The organism is Photorhabdus thracensis (assembly GCF_001010285.1).
Taxonomy (GTDB): Bacteria; Pseudomonadota; Gammaproteobacteria; order Enterobacterales; family Enterobacteriaceae; genus Photorhabdus; species Photorhabdus temperata.
In genome coordinates this window covers 2395848-2415044 of the sequence record NZ_CP011104.1, presented here as the reverse complement: position 1 = coordinate 2415044, position 19197 = coordinate 2395848, and the positions used below count along the sequence as shown (strand labels likewise).

Genomic DNA, 19197 nt, shown 5'->3' with positions numbered 1-19197 from the left:
AACTTCTATGACGACTTTCCCTTAAGTGCCAGTTAGTTCAGCGTTATCCTGCCCTCAGGGCGGGATTCCACTTTACTTATTTTTCATTTCACCTTCTTTTCCCCGGCTGTTGGCCGCTTTTTGGTAAAGAGCAACGCCGGCATCGATATCATAAAAACTGACAACATGCAAAGCGGTGTGATTGGCTTCGTAAAATAATAGTGAGAAAACACATTAATCTCAATCTATTCGGATAATATTCTTTTTCCCGCTGATTTCCTTTCAACTTTCTATTAATAATTAATGGACTTCGATTAAATACAATTCACTGTCCATTTGAAAAAGATGTTTATTGAGTTTAATCCACCTTTTATATCAAAGTGTTAATCTCCTCTGCATTTGCGTTTTCAAATGATTATGACAGGTTAAATAAATGTAAAATAAGAGGAGAATGCATCGCCAATGAAAAGGGGTTTACGAGCTATTCTCATTCTGAGGGTTTTCTTATTTTTTAATTAAACATTTATTTAATGAATGGTTTTCATTGTGCCGTTTTTTGTAAATTCAATCGTTTTTTCCGTTTTCTGACTCATATTTAAATTTTACTACTTCCATTAAACTGATACTGAAGTTTTTTCCTTTATTTGATTTTCCAGGTTTAAAACCAGAGAGGATAAAAATATATTCCAATGATATTAAAATCAAAGCCTATTTCTTTAATCGTTTTTAATACGGCTAAACGTTTTTATCCTTTTCTCTCTATTAATCCGATTAATCAAAAAGTTTCCTGGCTTTCTTTAACGATTTATCTCTCTTTTCGAAAACCTTTTTCAACCATGTAACATCTTTTACTTAAAAAAATTTTTTAATGCGATTAATCGTGCTTTCAATACTTCGTGATTAATAGCATCGAATAGAAAGCTAACGTGTTTTTTAAGCTTGGTTTTGTTTATAACCAAAGTTAATAAATTTAAAATCCGTTTTTCCTGATGTTTTCTCTTCCAATATCAGTACAGTACCGAGTTTTTTACCTGCTCCTATCGGGTTTCTCGCCTTATATCCCTCCCGCACTGGACGAAGGTTTACGGCGATTTTTGCTAAATTCACCACTGCGCACTTTCCCGATCAGAATCCCCAGCAGCGTATAAACCACGCCAAGGATCAACATCATAGCGATATCTCCCAATACATTCTGTAATGGCAGCCCCATCTGGTTAACACCTGCAATCGCTTTTGTCGCCCAAGTGGATGGTAAGGCGGAAGAGATTGCCCTTACCCAATCAGGCATCGCCTGTACCGGCCAGATTGTGCCGGAAATATAGAACACAGGCGTTGTGCTAAGGGCGAGCGTCAGATAGATCATTTCCACACTGCGCATGCATTCTGTCACCAGCTTCCCCAATCCAAACACCGACAGCATAAACAGGAAAGTCAGCATTAATAACAGAGGAATAGACGCTTCCTGACGGTATCCCAATACCCACGGCCAAAGAACAAAAAATATGATGGAGAGAAAAAGCCAGATGGGTAATAGCGCCGATAATGCCCCTAAATAGACAGGTAATGGAGGTTTACCTTTCGGCGTACTGCGCATCGTAATACTGACCCGCACACAAGATATCAACAAAGAGTGTTGCAACAACATCACCAACAAACCAGGAAAGGTAATTGCAGCAAAGCTAACACCTGGGTTGAACAACCCAACAGTTTCACTACGAATTGGCATCAGTAATAGCTTTACCTGTTCAGGACTGAAACCATATTTCAGTAGTAACTTGCTGTTATATTCACTCAGCAATTGCCGGTGGGCAGAGGTTAACTCTTGCTGAATTTGCCCATTGGCAAGACGACTCGTTGCATCTCCATAAATCGGGAAGGTGATATTTTTTCCATTAAGGATATTTTTCTCCAGATCCGCCGGTATGATAATGATCGCAAAAATTTCACGTAATAGCAGATCGTGACGGGCATCAGCCAGATTGTCATAGCTGTGGACCGCAATTTTAGCCGTGGAGTTAAGCTGACGTATCAGAGCACGACTGGCGAAGCTGTGATCCTGATCGATCACAGCAACGGGCAGATCCCATACTGTTGGCCGGACATACACCAAACTCATCAGACACAGGGAAGCCAACATCAACATCCACATGGGTTTTTCCAGCATTCCCATTAACACCCGGCGAAACGTCTGCCAATACATCTGCATCATTCACCGCCTTGTGGCAGACTAAGCCGTTTCAATAACCGGTTACGCACCAGCAGGGAACAAACGAGCGGATAGATCAGTAACGAAGCACAAACAGATAAAATACCCAGCAAAGAAACCTCACGCAGAAAAATATCAAACATCGCATTCAAGGCATGGGTCAAAGGCTCAAGATTGGCAATTATCCTCGCCGGCAATATCATTGATAATTCGGGTACAGACATACCTGAAAAGGTCATCGCAATACTTACCAGCACCCCGATAAGACTATAAGCTGTCAATGCGCTATTGGTGAAAGTAAATAGCAGCAGGCCAATACTTTGAGCAGCAATCACATAGAAGAAACCTACTACCACCATATATATTGGATTACCATTCACTTTTGCATCAAATACCCCAATCAGCGCCGCCAACTCCACGATCAACAACAGAGTAAAAAACAGGGTATAAGGCGCCAGTTTTCCCAACAGGGCGAAGGTAAACGGTTTCATTGTCATCAGCGTACTGCCGCGGGACATACTGTAAATCGTGCAAGTCACAACAAAAAGCTGTAACAAATGGATAGTGGCCGCAAACTGCTGATAATAGATGTAACTACCACTGGCATTGAAAAGACTGTCATAAGCGAGTGTGACATTGGCTAACGGAGGTAACTTGCGCCCCATCTCCGTTGCCAATACGGAACGGTATTTCGCATTGATCTCCGCCATTACGCCACTGAAATCCTGAATAGAATAACTCCCGGCACCATAAAACAATGCGTTGTAATACATACGAACGGTTGGCTGGTACCCCCGGAGAGCATCAGCCTCAAAATCATTCGGGATATAAAGCAGAGAGTAATCCTTAGCGTTGCCAAGCCGTTCAAGAGATTCATGCAATCCTCCATCGTAGGATTTAATATGCGCATGAGAAGCGCCATCCAGATTACGGATCAGACTACGTGACAACGGACTATGATCATTATCCACTACCGATACCGGCAGATTGAGCAACGTCCCTTCTGAAAAGTTAGCGCTGATTAGCACAAACAGCATCAAAGGGAATAACCAACTTAGCCAGTGAAAAACTGGACTGCGGATCGTAGCCCGAATCTCTTGACTAAAAGCGCGTTCGAACCCACGCCATGCAACCTTGCCCCTCATCAGCAAGTCACCTATTTATCCCAACGCCACAAGGCGCTCATACCAGGGCGTAAGCCTTCAACCGGCTGTAAGGGGAACAAACGAACTTCAAAGGTTCTTAGGTCAAAATCACCGGTTGCACGAGTCGCGCGTTTGGTTGCGTAATCTCCCATCGGGGCGATATAACGTATTTCTGCTTCAATCTCTTTATCACCCAGCGCAGGAACACGGAGTTTGATTTTATCCCCTTTGCGCACTTTCGCCAAAATGTCTTCCCGCAAGTTATAAATAAAATAGGCTTCCGAGACACGAACTAATGTCACCAACGGGCTGTTGGCATTAAATAATTCACCCACTTCTGCCGGAATCGGCCCAACTTCACCCTCGACTGGCGCTTTAACCTGTAAATCATCTTTCTGGGTTTGTAACTCAATGAGTTGCTGTTCAGCCTGACGCAGAGCCGCCGCATATTTCTGGCGTAGCTCAATCCTGTCACCATGCATACCTTCATCTAACGCGGCTTTCGCTCCCTGCATTTTTTGATAGGAAACATCCCTGCTTCTGCGGGCGTTATCCAGTTCATTTCGTGAAACATAGCCTTTAGACGCGATGTTCTGAATACGGTTATATTCACGTACCGCATTATCATATTCAGCCTGAGCCTGTGCCAAACCCGCTTCCAGATTCCGGAGACTTTCTTCACGCGTACCATGCAGAGATTGCTCTAACTGGGCTTTAGCCTGATCACGGACAGCTTCCAATGAGGCGACTTGAGCCAGTAATTCAGGGCTTTCAAGCGTGATCAGCAGCTGACCGGTTTTGACATCATCTCCCCGCTCAACGTGGCGCGCGATCACCCGGCCTTTGGCTTTAGATGTCACAATCACTTCCGGCGCATCAACTTCACCTTGCAACAATAAATATTGGTTATGAGAACGAAATAACACAGCCATTGCTGTGAGCAAGATAACCAGTAAGATCGTAAAAAGTGTTCTTTTTTTCATTATGTCTTACACACCCAAAATTGCTCAACCTGAAACTAATAACATCTTCACATTATTCTATAGAAAATTTCTTATATATTTGTGCGTATAATTACTGGCGGAAAGAATAAGTTTTTATAATAGTGTAGTGGTTTATGATTCTTGTCAAATATTGAACTACTTGAAATAAACTTTTGATAATCTTATTTAGCTATTTCTGTAAACTAGCAACATTCGTTTATCCTTCTGGAAAACCCATGTACGAATTTAACCTTGTGTTGTTATTACTACAGCAGATGTGTGTCTATTTGGTGATCGCCTGGCAGCTAAGTAAGACACCGCTATTTATTCCACTGTTACAAGTTACGGTGCGTTTACCTCATAAATTGCTGTGCTATGTCATTTTCTCCATCTTTTCCTCCAAAGGGTACTCCCGCGGACATAAGGCGGGAGGGGAGGACGGGCTTGAAAAGCCCGAATAACTCTCAGCCACGCTGATGCTGAAGGTATTTTTTCACGACTTCCCGCGGCGCCCCACCGCACGATCCAGCGAAGTATGAGCGAGACTACAACACAGGCTTGCCGTAAGCTCCGCGCAAGTCCAAAAATTGATTACGCAGACGGCGAGAGGTCACGGCTTTCAGTGAATTGACCCGCACGGACAGTTGCACGGTTGGAGGGGACTCAATCAGCATATGGACGTGGTCGGGCTCACCGTGACTCTCTTTTAGCTCAGCACCAAAATCACGGCATACCTCACCTGCATACTGATGGAATGCCGCATAATGTCACTCACCCAGAATATTGCTACGGTATTGGGTCACAAACACAAGATGTACAGGCAAAAGAAAAGCAGCCTGCCGTGAACGGTTGATTTTGTCTTCCTGCATTGAATTTAACCAAAATTGCGGTACGATAGTGATGACATCTACTCCACACTGAGCCATCATGCGACTTCTGAAAGCCTACAAATTCAGACTGGAACCCACCGAAGAACAGTCGCAGCGTCTGCGGCAGTTATGCGGCTGTGCGCGTTTCGTCTGGAATTACGGGCTTGACGAGACGAAGCGCATTCTTGAGTCAGGCGGCAAACTTCCCTCCGCTTTTGCGCTGAACAGGATGCTCACGGTGTGGAAAAACAGACCGGAACACGCCTTTTTGCAGGAAGCCTACACGGATAACCTTCAGCACAAACTCAAAGATTTACACGGGGCGTGGAAACGTTGTTTTGATAAAAAATTGTCGGCAAAAGCGCCTGTATTTAAAAGAAAAAATGACGGACGCGATGCGATCCGCTTCATTAATTTTGAGAAATATTGTCGACTCAAACATCGTCGGGTCAAACTGCCTTCAGGTCTCGGTTGGGTTAAATTCCGGCAATCGCAGGAGGTGAACGGAAAAATTAAAAATGCCACCATCAGCCAGTCAGCGGGTAAATGGTCCATCTCATTTCAGGTCGAAATTGAGACGCCTGACCCCCAGCATGAATCCTCCTCAATGATTGGGCTGGATGCGGGGGTCACAAAACTGGCCACGCTCTCGGATGGCACAATATACGAACCTGTAAACAGTTTTAAGCGCAATCAGCGCAAGCTGGCGAGGCTTCAGCGTCAGTTAAGCCGAAAAGTTCAGTTCAGTGCCAACTGGCAGAAACAGAAGCGTAAAATCCAGCACCTACACTCACATATCGCCAATATCCGCCGCGATTACCTTCACAAGGTCAGCACGACAATCAGCAAAAACCACGCAATGAGAGTCATTGAAGACCTGAAGGTTGCCAACATGTCAAAGTCAGCAGCGGGGTCGATAAGCCATCCGGGGTGCTATGTCCGGGCAAAATCTGGCTTAAACCGTTCGATATTGGATCAGGGCTGGTACGAACTTCGCCGCCAGCTTGAGTACAAGCAACGCTGGCGGGGGGGTCAGGTATTAGCAGTCCCTCCTGCCTATACAAGCCAGCGTTGCGCCTGCTGCGGTCATACAGCGAAAGAAAACCGCCTATCACAAAGTCAATTCGAGTGCCTTAAATGCGGATATACGGAAAATGCCGATATCAACGGTGCTCGTAACATTTTAGCGGCAGGACATGCCGTGCTTGCCTGTGGAGGGAGGGTGCAGTCAGGCCGCCCGTCGAAGCAGGAACCAGACACTGAGCAATCAGTCGTCACCCACTAACGGGGATCCCCCTCCTGAGTCACGAAGTGCGAAGGGGGGAGGATGTCAAAACGCTGGTATATGTTGACCTGTCTGATCCCACTGGCTTACCTGTATGTTACGGTAAACTACGCGGCTTACTGGATGGTGAAAAATGTCTATTTCAACTCCGCAGCAAAAGGTTTCAATATCTTCAACGGGACTATTTCCATTGTGATGGTTATCCTCGGCGTCGTGATTATGGTTTCTTCTATCATGCAATGGCTGAAACTATGGCGCGCACGCAGTGCAAACAATCCGGTCGAAGTATTAAGTAACTGATTCTTCTTAGTATTAAAGACCAAAGCGGCCTCTTTATCGGGGCCGCTTTTTTACTATAAAAATGAATGCATATTTAATTCATTTATAACGGATTCTATACTCCACTTATTTTACATTTACCTAATCTACCATCATCATTTAAAAACGTGAATATAGAAAAATTAAAGACTTTATATCAAAGGTATATTTAACTCAATAAATGCAATTTTTCAGAAGAGAGTTAATTACATTTAATCGAAAATCATTAACCATTAATAGAGAGTTGAAAAGAAATCTGCGCGTAAAAAAATGTTATCCCAACAAATGGTATTAAAGCGCTTTTTCGCCGGTCATTTTACGAAGAAAACCCTAAAAATAACGCAATAAAAAAATGGATAAAACGATTAATTTAGCAGGATTTAAGCCCTGAAAAAGGGGTTGATTATCCGAAAAAACAGAAAGGGGTATTTTTATCTCATCAGGCTATTTACTTGCTGATTTACCAGGCCGGGATTCCCCTTTATGCAAGAATAAACCAATAGGCGAATATTGATAATCTTGTCCATTCAATACGGCTTTATCAATAGTTTTATAGGTATTCAGTATATTTTTTAAATTAAATGAGATTTATTTTCAAATAAAAAACCATTCTAAAAATATGAGATCTCGCTCTGATATTCATTCTTTTAAATAGTCATGGCATATTAGGTAAATGTAAAATAAGTGGGGAGTAACATCGCCGATAAATACATTAAACTGATAATTAAGTTTTCTCTCGTTTTTCTGTATTTGATTTTTTTAGGTTTAAAACCAGAGAGAGTAACAGATATATTAATGGTATTAATAACAACTTTCGTTTCTTTAATAATCTTTAATGCTTTTAAACTTTTCCGTGCTTTTTTCACTGATAATTTTTTTAATCCTGTTAAATGTTTCAATATAATCTTATGTTTTTGCTATTGGATTAATGTTGTCATTTTTCCACCTGATTAATCAATTTAAAACTCGTTTTTCCTGCTGCTTTCTCTTTCTCTTTCTCTTTCTCTTTCTCTTTCTCTTTCTCTTTCTCTTTCAGCAAAGCATCTAATCTTTTACCCATTTTAAAAATCCTTAATCACTGCTTTTTACTTTTCATGATTAAAGTTTTTACCTGTTTTTTCATGATGAACTTGCTCTTTTTTCCCAGATTTTAAAACCAGATTGACGGGTGAAAAACGGCTTTTTTAACTGCTGTTTTATCACATTCAGATAAAGCGTGTAAAATGCCGCCCGGGTTCATCATAAAACTCAGAGCATTAATGTCAGCGCGTGGATCAAGTATTTCATTGATATAGTTAAAAATAGTCATCGTTAAAATCACTTTTTTATGAAAGATGATGATCAGATCGTTTTAATGATGAAAAACTTCATAAAAAGGAAGACCCTGCGCTGAGATTTTGATAGCTTAATCATATGTTTTCCAAGCTTTAATTGATTTGTTTTTAAGTAAAACATCCATATTAAAAATGTGAGATCTCACCCGGTATAGTTATCTATATGAAATGCCAACAGCCCCCAGCAACTTTTTAAAAAAAGTCATTTTCATGGAACATTTAAACAGGTATGAAATGCTATTCCGAGAGTTCATTTCTAAAGAAATGAATACGGATCCTGCACATGACATCAACCATATTATGAGGGTAGTGCAAACGTCAAAAAGATTATGTCTGCAAGAAAAAGCAAACAGTAAAGTAATCATACCCGCAGCTTACCTGCATGATTGTTATACTCTCCCCAGAAATACCTTTCAGACATTCATCATGCAATTGTCGCCCACAGTTTCAGTGCAAATATAGTACCAACAACCTTAGAAGCGAGAATCGTTCAGGATGCAGACCGTCTAGACGCACTTGGCGCAATCGGTATCGCCCGATGCATTCAGGTTGGTATAACATTCAACAGTCAGCTGTATTCTGAAATTGATCCATTTTGCGTTGATAGAGTACCAAATGACAAAATGTATACCGTGGATCATTTTTACACCAAGCTTTTTCGGCTCTCTGAGACAATGCAAACCACAGCAGGCAAAAATGAGGCCCACAAGCGGATATCATATATGAAAGGGTACTTAGAACAGTTGAATAATGAGATTCAATAAACAACCAGAAAACCAAATGTCACTAATGTATACAGAAAAATAACGAAAAGGGAGAAAGGCTATTTCCCAACTTCTTATAGAAATCAAAGCACTGAATCAATCAGTCACCTTCTGGCACGAAACGCCAGCAGTAGGTAATAAATACAATGATAACTAAAAGGAAAAATTCGCCAAGAAGATTGAACATACCACAATCGAAACACTCGGTAGATTGAAGGGCACTGACAACAAAAACGGCTCCTGTAAAAAGGAGCCGTTTTATCATTTAAATATCAGTCAATTACTGCGCGTTGCTGTTGTTATAACGACGACGTGGAGCAGATGAACTATTCTCATCGCTACGGCCACGGAAATTGCTACGGCTTTGGCCTTCACCGCGATTTTCACCACTACGACCTTCGCCACTACGGCGTTCACCGCTGAAACGACGGCCACCACCGTTGAAATTCTCACGATCACGGCGAGGAGCATTGCCATTACTGTTCCCATTACGTGGGCCACCACGGCGTTCGCGACGTTCAAATGGTTGAGCATCACCCATTAACTGCATATTCATTGGTTTATTCAGAATACGAGTACGGGTAAAGTGAGACAGCAAGTCGCCTGGCATACCTTTTGGCAGCTCAATTGTAGAATGAGTTGCAAACAGTTTGATGTTACCAATATAACGGCTGCTGATATCGCCTTCGTTAGCAATCGCACCAACGATATGACGAACTTCAACACCATCATCACGACCCACTTCAATACGGTACAGTTCCATTTCGCCAACATCACGACGTTCACGGCGAGGACGATCACTACGTTCACCCCGCTCACCACGATCATCGAAACTATTGCGACGACGATCATCACGCTCGTTGAACTCACGACGAGGACGGCGAACCGGATCTGGTGGCAGAATCAACGGACGCTCACCTTGTGCCATTTTCAACAACGCCGCTGCCAGAGTTTCTATATCCAAATCTTCCGCAGGTTGCAATTTAGACAACAGAGCACGATACTGCTCCAGATCGCTGCTTTCCAGTTGTTGCTGCACATTGGCTGCGAATTTTTCCAGACGGCGCTGACTCAGCAACTCGGCATTCGGCAGTTCAACTTCAGGGATAGTCAACTTCATTGTACGTTCAACGTTACGTAACAGGCGGCGTTCACGGTTTTCTACAAACAGCAACGCACGGCCAGCACGTCCCGCACGACCTGTACGGCCAATACGGTGAACATAAGATTCCGCATCCATTGGAATATCATAGTTAACAACCAGACTGATACGCTCAACATCCAGACCGCGCGCTGCAACATCCGTTGCGATCAGAATATCCAAACGACCATCTTTCAGACGTTCCAGTGTCTGCTCACGCAGTGCCTGGTTCATATCACCGTTCAGGGCCGCACTATTGTAACCACTACGCTCCAGTGCTTCCGCCACTTCCAGTGTTGCATTTTTGGTACGCACGAAAATAATCGCGGCATCAAAATCTTCAGCTTCCAAGAAACGCACCAGTGCTTCATTTTTACGCATACCGTAAACAGACCAGTAGCTCTGGCTGATGTCAGGACGGGTAGTTACACTCGCCTGGATACGCACTTCCTGAGGATCGTTCATGAAACGACGAGTGATGCGGCGGATAGCTTCCGGCATCGTTGCAGAGAACAGCGCAGTTTGGTGCTCTGCCGGGATCTGGCTCATGATGTTTTCAACATCTTCGATGAATCCCATGCGCAGCATTTCGTCTGCTTCATCCAAAACTAAACCGCTCAGGTTAGAAAGATCCAGAGTACCACGCTTCAAGTGATCCAGAAGACGCCCAGGTGTACCTACAACAATCTGTGGGCCTTGGCGCAAAGCACGTAATTGAACGTCATAACGTTGCCCACCATACAGTGCAACAACATTCACGTTACGCATATGTTTAGAAAAATCTGCGCACGCTTCAGCTACCTGTACCGCCAGTTCACGAGTCGGTGCCAGCACAAGGATCTGAGGAGCTTTTAGCTCAGCATTGATATTATGCAATAAAGGCAGGCTGAATGCCGCCGTTTTGCCACTGCCGGTCTGTGCCATACCCAACACGTCACGACCATTCAGTAAATGGGGAATACATTGTTGCTGGATTGGGGATGGCTTTTCATAGCCAAGATCTTCCAGTGCAGAAAGAATAGGTGCTGATAAACCCAGATCAGCAAAAGAGATTTCAGTCTCAGTGGTCATGTAATGGTGCCTCATTAGTTATGGCGGCCAGTCTACATAACGCATTGAAAAAAATTTCGGTCATTTTCATTTAAAATGTGAACTGGCTCAAAGTATTTAATTAAACGAACAAATAAGCCCTCATCGGTCAAGATGTGGACTCTGCTAATCGATCTCGAAATGTTCGTCAGCTATTGCTGGTCCGATTCTGATAGGTCGTCTTGTTCCTGGCCTAACAGCGCCAATTCCAACAATGCATAGCGGTGCTCAACAAAGTTATGTGCATTGTTAGCCACCGTCAGCTTAAATAACGCAGATGCGCTATCCTTGTCCCCCAGACTTAGGTAATGTTTACCTAAATAGAAGTCAGTTTCACTGAGATGCTCAGCGAGCGAAGTGTTATCCGTTGCATTCTCTTTCAGGCGATCCATCAATGTATATTCACTGATTTTGCCTAAATAGAATTCAACTATATTCCAGCCCCATTGCCCCCGGTTCGCTCTTTCGTAGTGTTGCGACAAGTTTACCATCGCTCCTTTAGGATAAAATTCTTTTTCCACCAGGTACAACCACAACGAACGGAAGGGATCATTTGGATCGTCTTGATAAAACGCCTGCAGATCATCCTGCGCTAACTTATACCGGCCACCGTAATACAACGCGATGCCACGGTTCAGACGCGCGTAATTGTAAGTTGGATCAAGCTCTAATACAGAATCAAACGCTTCATAGGCGGCGTCAAAATTGCCAGCCTGCGTAAAGTAAATTCCCAGATAATTAAAAATCTCTGGAATATTAGGCCGAATAGACAAGGCAATAGAAAAATCATTCCGTGCCAAAGCTCTCAGCCCGAGACTATCATACAGCACACCCCTCTCATATAAAAGCTGTGCGTACTCATCTTCTGTCAATGATCGACTCGCAAGAATCTGTTCCATACGGGCCAGAATAACTTCCTGCTGCAATGAAGGTTGTAATGGAATAGCAAAAACTTCGTTTTTACGCCAATCCTTGCTGCTGCATCCCGCCAAAATAAGTATTGCTACAGCATAACACCAGCGCAGAAAAAAATTCATTTCCTACTCCCAAAGTCAGACATTGATTAAGAATGCCCTATCACCTATTGCATTTATTGGGCCTCCTGCCCTGAGTCTATTAAACGGCGCTTTTTTACAAGACACCGTTTATGACATCAAATTTATTCTGCTGATTGTGGTGCTGGTGGTGCTTCCTCAACAGCTGTGCCGGCTGTCGCTTCTTTGATACTCAGGCGAACACGGCCCTGGCGATCAATTTCCAGTACTTTAACTGATACTTCCTGACCAACCTGCAAATAATCAGCCACTTTCTCAACGCGCTTATCAGCAATCTGCGAAATATGTACCAGGCCTTCTTTACCACCACCGATAGCAACAAATGCGCCAAAATCAACGATACGGGTTACCTTACCGGCGTAAATACGGCCAACTTCGATCTCCGCAGTAATTTCTTCAATACGACTGATTGCATGTTTTGCTTTTTCGCCATCAGTTGCAGCAATTTTCACTGTGCCATCATCTTCGATCTCAATGGTAGTCCCAGTTTCTTCAGTCAATGCACGGATAACCGAACCACCTTTACCGATAACATCTTTGATCTTGTCTGGGTTAATCTTGATAGTGTGAATACGTGGCGCAAATTCAGAAATATCATTACGTGGGCTGTTAATTGCCTGCTCCATCACGCTCAGGATATGCAAACGCGCACCTTTTGCCTGATTCAACGCAACTTGCATAATTTCACGGGTGATACCTTCAATTTTGATATCCATTTGCAGCGCACTGACACCTTCACAACTACCCGCTACTTTGAAGTCCATGTCACCCAGATGATCTTCATCACCCAGAATATCAGACAGAACAACAAAGTTATCACCTTCTTTCACCAGACCCATTGCAATACCAGCAACAGCGGCTTTAATCGGCACACCTGCATCCATCAACGCAAGAGATGCACCACAAACAGATGCCATTGAAGATGAACCGTTAGATTCTGTAATTTCAGAAACTACACGAACTGTGTATGGGAACTCGTTAGCTTTTGGCATGACTGCCAATACACCACGTTTAGCCAAACGGCCATGACCAATTTCACGACGCTTTGGTGACCCCATCATACCTGTTTCGCCAACAGAATAGGGAGGAAAATTATAATGTAGCAAGAAGCGATCTGTACGTTCGCCCATCAGCTCATCAATGATCTGTGCATCACGCTCTGTCCCCAGAGTCGCAGTAACCAGAGCCTGAGTTTCACCGCGGGTAAACAATGCAGAACCGTGAGTACGGGGCAGAACACCAGTACGTACGTCCAACGCACGAACCATATCTTTTTCACGGCCATCAATACGTGGTTCACCGCGCAGGACACGGCTACGAACAACATGTTTCTCTAAGCTGCCCAGAATTTCATGGATTTCCGCTTCTTCCAAAGTTTCATCCTGTTCCAACAACGCAGCTGTAACTTCATCTTTGATAGCATCAACCTGAGCATAACGCTCCTGTTTCTCAGTGATACGGTAAGCATCACCCAGACGGCTTTCCGCCAATTCAGCTACACGATCATGCAACGCCTGGTTAACAGGTTCTGGCACCCAATCCCATTTCTCTTTGCCCGCTTCCGCAGCCAACGCATTAATGTTATCAATAACCACTTGCTGTTGATCATGACCGAACACTACCGCCCCCAGCATTTGCTCTTCAGTCAGCAGATCTGCTTCAGACTCCACCATCAAAACAGCACCAGCAGTACCTGAAACCACCAGATCCAAACGGCTATTTTTCAGCTCATCACTAGTTGGGTTCAGCACGTATTGATCATTAATATAACCAACGCGGGCAGCGCCAATCGGGCCATTGAATGGAATACCAGACAATGCCAGCGCAGCAGAAGCGCCAATCATTGCAACGATATCCGGGTTAATTTGTGGATTGACAGAAACCACAGTCGCTACAATCTGAATTTCGTTCAGGAAACCTTCCGGAAACAGAGGACGCAGAGGGCGATCAATCAAACGGGCTACCAACGTTTCGCCTTCTCCTGGGCGGCCTTCACGACGGAAGAAGCTGCCTGGGATACGGCCTGCGGCGTAAGTACGCTCCTGATAGTTAACCGTCAGCGGGAAAAAATCCTGACCAGCTTTTACTTTTTTCTGACCAACAACAGTGACGAATACAGCAGTGTCATCCATATTGACCATGACAGCAGCTGTGGCTTGGCGCGCCATCATACCCGTTTCGATAGTAACGGTATGTTGACCATATTGAAATTTACGAACAATCGGATTCAGCAAAATAATATCCTTTCGTTAACGTTGTCTTTTATATTCAGCAGACAACAATGAATGATCTCTTCATGCCACATCCTCGCGACTAATGACAGGTCTCACTCCTTTAAGCACTCTCATTAGCCGCGCGAACCTCTGTAACCGAAGAGCCTTACCTAAATCATCATCAGCATTCTTATGCTGCTACATATGATGATTTCTCAGAAGAAAAGGGGCCATATATGGCCCCTTTCCACTGAAACTTGCTTGATTAGCGACGCAAGCCAAGACGCCCAATCAGCGCAGTGTAACTTGTTACATTCTTACGCTTCAGATAGTCCAGCAATTTACGACGCTGAGAAACCATGCGCAGCAGACCACGACGGCTATGGTGATCCTTTTTGTGCTCTGAAAAATGGCCTTGCAGGTGGTTAATTTGTGCGGTCAGCAGAGCAATCTGCACTTCACTAGAACCACTGTCATTCGCATCACGACCAAATTCAGCAATAATTTGCGCTTTTGCTTCAGTACTTAGAGACATATTACAACTCCAAAAATACATAAATTAAAATTACAGGTGCCGATCTCTAATTCAGCCACCCAAGATATAGCTGCGCCATTCTACGCTGCAAATAAGTTAAGCGCAAGATAGCCCCAAATACCCTAATCCCGGTTTTCAACAACCAAACGGCGAGGAGCAACAAGCCCATCGTCATTGATAACAGCAATGCCAATGAATTTGCGTTCATCACCCTCAGTTACGCGCACCATACTCTCAACCAGAGCCAGAGATTTAGCACTTCGTACCGCCTGACCTTGTTTAAAATAAGCTGCAACTACCGGAAGTAAATTAACCTCTGGGAAATGAGCAACTGCACTATCCATTGGTAATAACAACGGATCAATTAATTCGCCTAAAGGTATTTCCCGATCTTCAGCCTGCTTTTGCAATTCATATAATTGCTCAAGCGTAACCATTCGATCATTTGGATAATTCGCTACCTGTAAACGACGTAAATAAATAACGTGAGCACCACAACCTAATAATTCGCCTAAATCATCAATAATAGTGCGAATATAAGTTCCTTTCGAACAGTGTATTTCTAATTCCAGTTCATCATCTTCCCAGCGGATAAACTGTAATTCATAGACCGTAATTGGCCGTGCTTCCCGTTCCACTTCAATACCTTGACGGGCATACTCATACAGTGGTTTCCCCTGATGTTTCAGTGCAGAATACATCGAAGGAATTTGCATGGTATCACCACGGAATTTAGCCAAAGCTTCATTAAGCTGAGCCTGATTTAGCCGGATTGCTCTTTCACTGATGATCTGTCCGTGTGAATCAGATGTGTCAGTACGCCGACCAAGACGGGCTATCACCCGATAACGCTTATCAGAATCAAGTAAGAACTGGGAAAACTTCGTAGCTTCACCGAGACAAACCGGCAGCATACCCGTCGCCAACGGATCCAACGCGCCAGTGTGACCAGCTTTATTGGCGTTGAAAATACGTTTTACTTTTTGCAGCGCATCATTAGAAGAAATATCCTGCGGCTTATCCAGTAACAACACGCCATGTATATCACGACCACGACGACGACGCCCCATTACTTCTCCTCTTTGTGATCCACAGAAGCCCGGCGCTGTTCATCATTCTTCACAACATTAGTGACCAAATTGGACATCCGCATCCCTTCTACCAGGGAATTATCATAGGAGAAAGTCAGTTCTGGTACGACACGTAAACGCATTGCCTTACCCAGCAGAGAACGAATAAAACCAGAAGCTTCATTCAATGCCTTAGTACCATTTTTCACCACCTCAGAATCATGTTCTTCAGTCAATACATTCAGAAAGGTAACAAATACTTTGGCATAAGCCAAATCACGGGAAACTTCAACGCCAGAAACAGTCGCCATACCGATCCGGGGATCTTTTACTTCTCTCTGTAAAATGATGGCAATCTCTTTTTGCATTTCCTGTGCAACGCGCTGAGTACGGCTGAATTCTCTTGCCATTGTTATATCTCCTGACATTTGGGGGGCATAAGCCCCCCAACAATGAAATTAACCAGCGGTAGGAATTAAGCGATAGAACGTTTAATTTCAATAACTTCAAATACTTCGATCATATCACCGACACGAACGTCGTTGTAGTTCTTAACGCCGATACCACATTCCATACCGTTACGGACTTCGTTAACGTCATCTTTAAAGCGGCGCAGGGATTCCAGTTCACCTTCGTAAATCACCACGTTATCACGCAGTACGCGGATTGGGTTATTACGCTTAATGGTACCTTCAGTCACCATACAACCTGCAATCGCACCGAATTTCGGTGATTTAAACACATCACGAACTTCTGCAAGGCCCATGATCTGCTGTTTATATTCAGGCGCCAGCATACCACTCATTGCCTGTTTAACTTCATCAATCAGGCTATAGATAACGGAGTAATAACGCAGATCCAGGTTTTCATTTTCAACGACACGGCGTGCAGAAGCATCGGCACGAACGTTGAAACCCAGAATAATTGCATTGGAAGCAGCAGCCAATGTAGCGTCAGTTTCAGTAATACCACCCACCCCAGAGCCGATGATTTTCACTTTCACTTCATTGGTAGACAGTTGTTCCAGTGCTTCGCGGATCGCTTCACATGACCCTTGAACGTCAGATTTCAGAACGATATTCAGTTCAGAAACTTCACCTTCTTCCATATTAGCAAACATGTTTTCCAGTTTAGATTTCTGCTGACGAGCCAGTTTGACTTCACGGAATTTACCCTGACGATACAGAGCCACTTCACGGGCTTTCTTCTCGTCACGTACAACAGTTGCTTCATCACCAGCTGCCGGCACGTTGGACAGACCAAGGATTTCCACTGGAATAGATGGGCCCGCGGAAAACACTTCACGGCCCAGTTCATCACGCATCGCACGAACGCGTCCATATTCAAAGCCACAAAGTACGATATCGCCTTTGTTCAAAGTCCCTTCCTGAACCAGTACTGTCGCAACCGGACCACGGCCTTTATCCAGGAACGATTCGATAACAACACCGCTTGCCATACCAGAATGGACAGCATTCAGTTCAAGAACTTCAGCCTGCAACAAGATTGCGTCCAGCAATTCATCAATTCCGATACCAGCTTTAGCAGATACATTGATAAACTGAGTTTCACCACCCCACTCTTCAGGCTGAACACCGTGCTGAGAAAGCTCAGTTTTCACGCGATCCGGATCGGCTTCTGGTTTATCAATTTTGTTAACTGCAACAACCACAGGAACATTCGCTGCTTTTGCATGCTGGATAGCTTCGATAGTCTGAGGCATTACACCATCATCGGCAGCAACAACCAGAACCACGATATCAGTAGCTTTCGCCCCACGCGCACGCATTGAAGTAAATGCAGCGTGTCCTGGAGTATCCAGGAAGGTAATCATGCCACTTTCAGTTTCAACATGGTAAGCACCGATATGCTGGGTAATACCACCCGCCTCACCAGAAGCCACCTTCGTAGAACGAATGTAATCCAACAGAGAAGTTTTACCGTGGTCAACGTGACCCATGATAGTCACAACCGGCGCACGCGATTCTGCTACAGCTTCACCGGTATCGCGGTCACTCATCAGCGCTTCTTCCAGTTCGTTCTCACGACGCAGGATGACTTTATGACCCATTTCTTCAGCAACCAGTTGTGCAGTTTCCTGATCAATCACCTGGTTGATAGTTGCCATTGCGCCCATTTTCATCATGGCTTTGATGACCTGAGAGCCTTTAACCGCCATCTTATTAGCCAGCTCTGCAACAGTAATAGTTTCACCAATTACAACATCACGGTTAACTGCAGCTACAGGCTTGTTGAAGCTCTGTTGCAATGTACTGGTTTTACGTTGCTTGCCTTTTGTACGGCCAACTGCACGGGCTTCTTCACGATCCGCTTTGGATTCAGAATGTTTATTATTTTTCTTCTGACGAGTTGTTTTACCACTGCGGCTGCGAGCACGGCGATCCCCTTCAACTTTGGCATCGTTTTCGTCTTCTGCCGCACGAGCGTGGCGGGAGGTAGTTACATGATAATCTTCGTTATCACTGGAATCTGAATCATTTGACCATTTATCCTGATTCTCCTCAGCCATACGGCGAGCCTCTTCAGCAACGCGTTTAGCTTCTTCTTCTACCTTACGGCGCACTTCTTCTTCTGCTTTGCGCTTAAGATCAGCAGCTTCTGCTTCTCGACGGGCTTTCTCATTTTGAGCTGGTTTTTGTTTATGTTCGGTATGTTGATTGGTCACTTTTTCATTTTCCGCTGCCTGGCGCTTAGCTTTTTCAGCTGCCTCACGTTTGGCTATTTCTTCTGCCTCACGTTTAGCCTGCTCTTCAACGAGTTTCTTCGCTGCTGCTTCGGCTTCGCGTTGCGCTTTTTCTTCTGCTTCGCGCCGTGCTTGCTCTTCCGCTTCACGCTTCGCCTGTTCTTCCGCTTTAGCCTGTTCAACTGCATCGCGGTTTACATATGTGCGCTTTTTGCGGACCTCGACGGCTACCGGTTTGCTTTTTCCATCGGTGCCTGAAACACTCAATGTACTACGTGTTTTACGCTGTAATGTTAATTTATCTGGTTTACCAGCTGAACCGCCTTGTTCACGGTTCAAATGCGCCAGTAAAGCTTCTTTTTCTTTCTGGGAGACAAAATCAGCTTCGGTTTTTTTAATCCCTGCATCAGCAAATTGCTGTACCAGGCGATCAACCGAAGTCTGGATCTCTTCTGCCAGTGATTTTACGGTTACATCTGTCATGCTGTTCCTTCCTGCTACAGTTTA

Annotated in this window: 13 protein-coding genes and 3 pseudogenes; 3 read left to right on the top strand and 13 right to left on the bottom strand. The window is 44.3% G+C overall.

The window, feature by feature from the left end; translation table 11 throughout:
- Positions 1-1033: 1033 nt before the first annotated feature.
- Genes VY86_RS10430 through VY86_RS10420 form a run of 3 tightly spaced genes read right to left on the bottom strand, consistent with a single transcriptional unit; the run spans position 1034 to position 4313 of the window.
- Positions 1034-2185 carry an ABC transporter permease gene (locus VY86_RS10430; RefSeq protein WP_046974888.1) on the bottom strand — a complete coding sequence of 384 codons (1152 nt, stop codon included), beginning with the start codon at positions 2183-2185 and terminating at the stop codon, positions 1034-1036.
- Complete coding sequence (locus tag VY86_RS10425; protein ID WP_046974887.1) at positions 2185-3330, bottom strand: ABC transporter permease; 1146 nt, start codon at positions 3328-3330, stop codon at positions 2185-2187. Before VY86_RS10425 ends, VY86_RS10430 begins: the two co-directional genes overlap by 1 nt.
- 11 nt (positions 3331-3341) lie before the next feature.
- Positions 3342-4313 carry an HlyD family secretion protein gene (locus VY86_RS10420; RefSeq protein ID WP_046974886.1) on the bottom strand — a complete coding sequence of 324 codons (972 nt, stop codon included), beginning with the start codon at positions 4311-4313 and terminating at the stop codon, positions 3342-3344.
- A gap of 236 nt (positions 4314-4549) precedes the next feature.
- Between VY86_RS10420 and VY86_RS10415 the strand changes: the two are divergent.
- Positions 4550-4720 (top strand): annotated as a pseudogene (locus VY86_RS10415) (sensor histidine kinase); the annotation flags it as partial.
- Positions 4721-4777: 57 nt separating this feature from the next.
- On the opposite strand, the pseudogene tnpA reads toward VY86_RS10415, so the two are convergent.
- Positions 4778-5182, bottom strand: a pseudogene (tnpA, locus tag VY86_RS10410) (IS200/IS605 family transposase).
- A 58-nt stretch (positions 5183-5240) separates the two neighbouring features.
- Here tnpA and VY86_RS10405 point away from each other — a divergent pair.
- Both VY86_RS10405 and VY86_RS10400 read left to right on the top strand, forming a co-directional pair.
- A complete protein-coding gene (locus tag VY86_RS10405; RefSeq protein ID WP_046974885.1) occupies positions 5241-6467 on the top strand; it encodes an RNA-guided endonuclease InsQ/TnpB family protein in 1227 nt (408 codons plus the stop codon).
- A gap of 45 nt (positions 6468-6512) precedes the next feature.
- A pseudogene (locus VY86_RS10400) lies at positions 6513-6767 on the top strand (carbon starvation protein A); the annotation flags it as partial.
- Between the two features lie 952 nt (positions 6768-7719).
- Here VY86_RS10400 and VY86_RS26190 read toward each other — a convergent pair.
- The 9 genes from VY86_RS26190 to infB form a co-directional block, all read right to left on the bottom strand.
- A complete protein-coding gene (locus VY86_RS26190) occupies positions 7720-7845 on the bottom strand; it encodes a hypothetical protein (RefSeq protein WP_274521085.1) in 126 nt (41 codons plus the stop codon).
- Between the two features lie 1318 nt (positions 7846-9163).
- Complete coding sequence (locus tag VY86_RS10385; protein ID WP_046974882.1) at positions 9164-11095, bottom strand: DEAD/DEAH family ATP-dependent RNA helicase; 1932 nt, start codon at positions 11093-11095, stop codon at positions 9164-9166.
- The gene (gene yrbN, locus VY86_RS26505) at positions 11085-11159 is read right to left on the bottom strand and encodes a protein YrbN (protein WP_350305794.1); all 75 of its coding nucleotides are present in this window, start codon (positions 11157-11159) and stop codon (positions 11085-11087) included. Before yrbN ends, VY86_RS10385 begins: the two co-directional genes overlap by 11 nt.
- A gap of 106 nt (positions 11160-11265) precedes the next feature.
- Positions 11266-12150, bottom strand: coding sequence for a lipoprotein NlpI (gene nlpI / locus VY86_RS10380; protein WP_021323312.1), 885 nt, complete (start codon positions 12148-12150; stop codon positions 11266-11268).
- A gap of 122 nt (positions 12151-12272) precedes the next feature.
- Positions 12273-14402 (bottom strand): polyribonucleotide nucleotidyltransferase, encoded by a 2130-nt coding sequence (gene pnp, locus VY86_RS10375; RefSeq protein WP_046974881.1) that lies wholly within the window; start codon positions 14400-14402, stop codon positions 12273-12275.
- A gap of 244 nt (positions 14403-14646) precedes the next feature.
- Positions 14647-14916 (bottom strand): 30S ribosomal protein S15, encoded by a 270-nt coding sequence (gene rpsO / locus VY86_RS10370; RefSeq protein ID WP_015836102.1) that lies wholly within the window; start codon positions 14914-14916, stop codon positions 14647-14649.
- Between the two features lie 122 nt (positions 14917-15038).
- Complete coding sequence (gene truB, locus VY86_RS10365; RefSeq protein WP_046974880.1) at positions 15039-15986, bottom strand: tRNA pseudouridine(55) synthase TruB; 948 nt, start codon at positions 15984-15986, stop codon at positions 15039-15041.
- Positions 15986-16396, bottom strand: coding sequence for a 30S ribosome-binding factor RbfA (gene rbfA / locus VY86_RS10360; protein ID WP_046974879.1), 411 nt, complete (start codon positions 16394-16396; stop codon positions 15986-15988). Before rbfA ends, truB begins: the two co-directional genes overlap by 1 nt.
- A 65-nt stretch (positions 16397-16461) precedes the next feature.
- Positions 16462-19173 carry a translation initiation factor IF-2 gene (infB, locus tag VY86_RS10355; RefSeq protein ID WP_046974878.1) on the bottom strand — a complete coding sequence of 904 codons (2712 nt, stop codon included), beginning with the start codon at positions 19171-19173 and terminating at the stop codon, positions 16462-16464.
- Between the last annotated feature and the right edge of the window lie 24 nt (positions 19174-19197).

Bases quoted from the DNA above. Each gene is read 5' to 3' on its own strand.
- VY86_RS10385 (WP_046974882.1), bottom strand. From the start codon at position 11,095: ATGACCACTGAGACTGAAATCTCTTTTGCTGATCTGGGTTTATCAGCA.
- rpsO (WP_015836102.1), bottom strand. From the start codon at position 14,916: ATGTCTCTAAGTACTGAAGCAAAAGCGCAAATTATTGCTGAATTTGGT.
- rbfA (WP_046974879.1), bottom strand. From the start codon at position 16,396: ATGGCAAGAGAATTCAGCCGTACTCAGCGCGTTGCACAGGAAATGCAA.
- VY86_RS10430 (WP_046974888.1), bottom strand. From the start codon at position 2,185: ATGCAGATGTATTGGCAGACGTTTCGCCGGGTGTTAATGGGAATGCTG.
- infB (WP_046974878.1), bottom strand. From the start codon at position 19,173: ATGACAGATGTAACCGTAAAATCACTGGCAGAAGAGATCCAGACTTCG.
- VY86_RS10425 (WP_046974887.1), bottom strand. From the start codon at position 3,330: ATGAGGGGCAAGGTTGCATGGCGTGGGTTCGAACGCGCTTTTAGTCAA.
- truB (WP_046974880.1), bottom strand. From the start codon at position 15,986: ATGGGGCGTCGTCGTCGTGGTCGTGATATACATGGCGTGTTGTTACTG.
- VY86_RS26190 (WP_274521085.1), bottom strand. From the start codon at position 7,845: ATGGGTAAAAGATTAGATGCTTTGCTGAAAGAGAAAGAGAAAGAGAAA.
- VY86_RS10420 (WP_046974886.1), bottom strand. From the start codon at position 4,313: ATGAAAAAAAGAACACTTTTTACGATCTTACTGGTTATCTTGCTCACA.
- VY86_RS10405 (WP_046974885.1), top strand. From the start codon at position 5,241: ATGCGACTTCTGAAAGCCTACAAATTCAGACTGGAACCCACCGAAGAA.
- nlpI (WP_021323312.1), bottom strand. From the start codon at position 12,150: ATGAATTTTTTTCTGCGCTGGTGTTATGCTGTAGCAATACTTATTTTG.